This window comes from Planktothrix sp. FACHB-1355, assembly GCF_014748295.1.
Taxonomy (GTDB): Bacteria; Cyanobacteriota; Cyanobacteriia; order Cyanobacteriales; family Aerosakkonemataceae; genus Aerosakkonema; species Aerosakkonema funiforme_A.
Map to the genome: position 1 here is coordinate 1 of NZ_JACJUP010000819.1, position 3,309 is coordinate 3,309.

The 3,309-nt window shown below is 40.4% G+C and carries 3 protein-coding genes; 1 reads left to right on the forward strand and 2 read right to left on the reverse strand.

Going from position 1 to position 3,309, the window contains the following annotated elements:
- The coding region (locus H6S82_RS25380) for an ATP-binding protein (protein WP_191056902.1) at positions 1-548 on the forward strand (548 nt) is incomplete at its 5' end.
- 107 nt (positions 549-655) lie between these two features.
- Here the strand turns inward: H6S82_RS25380 and H6S82_RS25385 are convergent.
- Both H6S82_RS25385 and H6S82_RS25390 read right to left on the reverse strand, forming a co-directional pair.
- The gene (locus H6S82_RS25385; protein WP_190463601.1) at positions 656-1,105 is read right to left on the reverse strand and encodes a hypothetical protein; all 450 of its coding nucleotides are present in this window, start codon (positions 1,103-1,105) and stop codon (positions 656-658) included.
- A 219-nt stretch (positions 1,106-1,324) separates the two neighbouring features.
- A partial coding sequence (locus tag H6S82_RS25390; protein WP_199317960.1) for a hypothetical protein occupies positions 1,325-3,309 on the reverse strand: 1,985 nt, incomplete at its 5' end.

Below are 3,309 nucleotides of genomic sequence, written 5' to 3' on the forward strand. Positions count from 1 at the left end.
TCAGGAATTTTTCTCGCCTCGATGAAAGCGCCGCCAAACAAGTAGACATTCATTCCGGTATCGATAGTACGCTGCTGCTTTTACAGCATCGTCTGCATTCTCCGACTTGCACCAAGGAAGAAGGACAAGGAAAAATTCTCGAAATTGAAGTTAATAAAGAGTACGGGCAGTTGCCTTTAATCAATTGTTACCCAGGCGAATTAAACCAAGTGTTTATGAATCTGCTCAATAATTCTATTGATGCTTTGGTGGAAGGATATAAGAAAGGATACAGTCAACAGCCAACAATTTCGATTCGGACTTATCAGATTAATTCAGAACGCATAGCTATAGCGATCGCAGATAACGGTATCGGCATGAATCAACCAATCCTCTCTAAAATATTCGAGCCTTTTTTTACCACTAAACCCGTAGGTTCGGGTACGGGTTTGGGGTTGTTTATTTCCTACCAGATTGTAGTCGAAAAACATGGTGGCCAGTTAAATTGTAATTCCGAACTGGGCAAGGGGACAGAATTTGTAATTGAAATTCCCATCCATCGATTTTAAATTTTAGGTAAGCATTTTGTGCTGTTTTTTTGATACTAAAATAAGCCAACCGATGTACATTGAACATATTTCAACGTACATCGATATTTCAAATTAGTAACTATTTTTTACTTGCCAAAAGCATCTTTGATGCCATCAATAGCACTTTCCAAAGCATTCTTCGTGTTGTCTATTGCTTCTTGAGTGCGAGCGGAGTCTTCATTTGCGCGTTTCTCAATTCGATCTGCATCTCTCTTAGCTTTGCGCTCGATGAAATTACCATCGCTGCCGGTTGCTTGCTCAACGCGACTGGCATTTTTATTTGCCGTTTTCTTAACTTGCTCTGCCGCATCTCGGACAAAATTTTTGGTTCGTCCAGCGTCTTCACTGGCTTTTCCTTGAGCCTGACTGCCCACATCTGCTGATGCGATCGCGTTTGTAAGAGGTGCAGCCATTGCTGGGCTGTTCGAGAAGAATGCTCCTACCCAAAAGAAGGCGATCGCCGATACGCAAAACAGAGCCGTAGCCATCCACCGTCCTACAGTTGATAGCCGTTTTGTCACAAAATTCAGTTTCATTGAATACAAACTCCATGAGATTTAATATCCTATTCGTACCCGATCTGGCTCATCATTTAAACCGCTCTCTAGAAGGAGTTTCTCTGGCGGGAATTATGACATTAGCTCCTTCTTTTGGTAGATAGATTAATTGGACATCTCCTTGTCTATAATGTACAGATGTTGTACGCAACCTCTCGACATTCTCTACAGAGGTTGCGAAGGCGATCGCAAATCGAGTTAAATAAGATTGCGTTCTATAAAAGACAAATCCAATCCACCAAAATTGGTTACCAAGGCTACATTTAAATTTTCCAGAGATTTGACCAGCCACAATATTTCATTTACAGTTTTAGATTCATAGTAATTAAACAAAAGCGAAAAGCGCTTTTCTAGATGCGGCTTAACTTTGCTGGAAAGTAAGACGATTTTGAGCAACAAACCGATTGTGCGGAGGGTGCCCATATTAGAAATCATGTCAATAAAAAGATAATAATTGGAGTGTTGGGGACTTTCTACCAAAAAGTTGAATAGTTGGCTGCAAGTCCGCATCAATAAGAATTCATCTAATTTTTGGTTATCGTTTTCGGGAAATGTATTTTTTAATTGCTTGTACAAGCGATCGTTAAATTGGTGCTTGCCGTATTTCGTCTCGATAGAAGCAATCAGGTATTCGTATAGATCGGCTTTAAATGCTCGGTAAGATTTCGCCCTCGCTACACGAGTTAGGAAAACAGTTGCCAAGTCTCGGTATGTGTAAGATTCTTCGACTTTGCCGACAAATTCATTAATAGCCGAATACAATTCTCCATCGCTTAGTAAAGTGGGATTGGCGAGAGAAATTTCTGTTTCTTGTATTGATGATGCAGAATAATTAATTTGCCTTCGCCCAATCAAATAAGGCATATATTGGGCAAAATTTAACTCATATTCGCGCTGCTTTTGACGTTGGATTTCTCGAATTGTTTGTCTGTGTTCGTAAGAGTTATTTTCAGGTAGCAAATAATGAGTATACAAATAAGGATATCGGCAAATTAATTGACCTAAAGAAGTATTGACTTCTGCCATATTTAGAGGCAGAGTAGGCTCTACAACTTGTGCCAAACGTTGTAGAGTTTGATACTCTTCACTGGCAGTGAAATGTAATAGCAACTCTTGCAAGCGCTTGACTAAGTGAGAACGAGATGCTAAGTAAATAAAACGGGAAGAAGAATTTTTAAACAAAGCCACTAAGTCAGCGATCGCACTTTGTTTGTGCGAGTGCAACTGCCAACGATTGATGAGGATATGGCAGCAACGGTTGAGCAAATTGATAAATTCTTGTTCGTTACCTAAAAAAGCAATAATTCTGTATAGAGCCGCTTCAATTTCCGGATCGGGATAACCCATCCCGTCGATAAACAACTTGCGAAAACGCTCAATTAACTTCGTCGGTGACTCTTTTTGTACTAAGTAGAGAAAGTGATCGTATAAAAATTGAGCATCGTTGTTTGTAGAGCGATTCTCATCATATCTAGAATAATTATTTTGTTTAATTGTGAATAAGATATTTTTCTGGCTGGCATTCAAAAAATCATAGTCCTGAGAAGTTAATGTTTTATCTGCTGCCCACGCTAAAGCTGCCTGTAATTTTTCTCCTCGCAACAATCGCGATTCATCTAAACGACCTGAAACTAACCAAGCTTCAAAATCTGCTTTGTAAGGTCGTCGTTCGGCTAATTTTTGTTGAACCCAACCAGAGTTAAAAATTAACTTGTAAATGTTATTATAAACCCTTAACTTGCCTTGCTGTTTGACTACCAAACCACTCAGGCGCAAATCCATTTCTTCGGGAGTGTCATTAGCTGGAATTTCCCCTGCGAGCAAAATTCGCTGGTATAAAGCTAAAAGTTTACTGCTGTTGGGGTCGCGCCCCAAGAGGCGATCGCGTATCGTCCGCAAATGCTCTGGTTCGTCTTGGGCTTCCCAATTTTCGATTATACAGCTTTTCACCAGATTTTCGATCGCCTCTGCTTCCTCACCTTCACGAATAAAATTTAAAGAGGAGATCGCCATTTTACAAAGCTTTTGAGTGAGGAAAGGTTTGCCACCCGTCCAATCTAAAATTTCTTTAAGCACTGCCTTGGGATTGTCGGCTTTCGGGTCTAATCCGGCGGCTAAAGCAAAGCATTCGTGCAGTTGAAAGCCAGTCAGACGAATCGCTTGACCGATATTAAAAGGCGTGC

Excerpts from the sequence above, each read along its gene's own strand:
- H6S82_RS25385 (WP_190463601.1), bottom strand. The coding sequence starts at position 1,105 with ATGAAACTGAATTTTGTGACAAAACGGCTATCAACTGTAGGACGGTGG.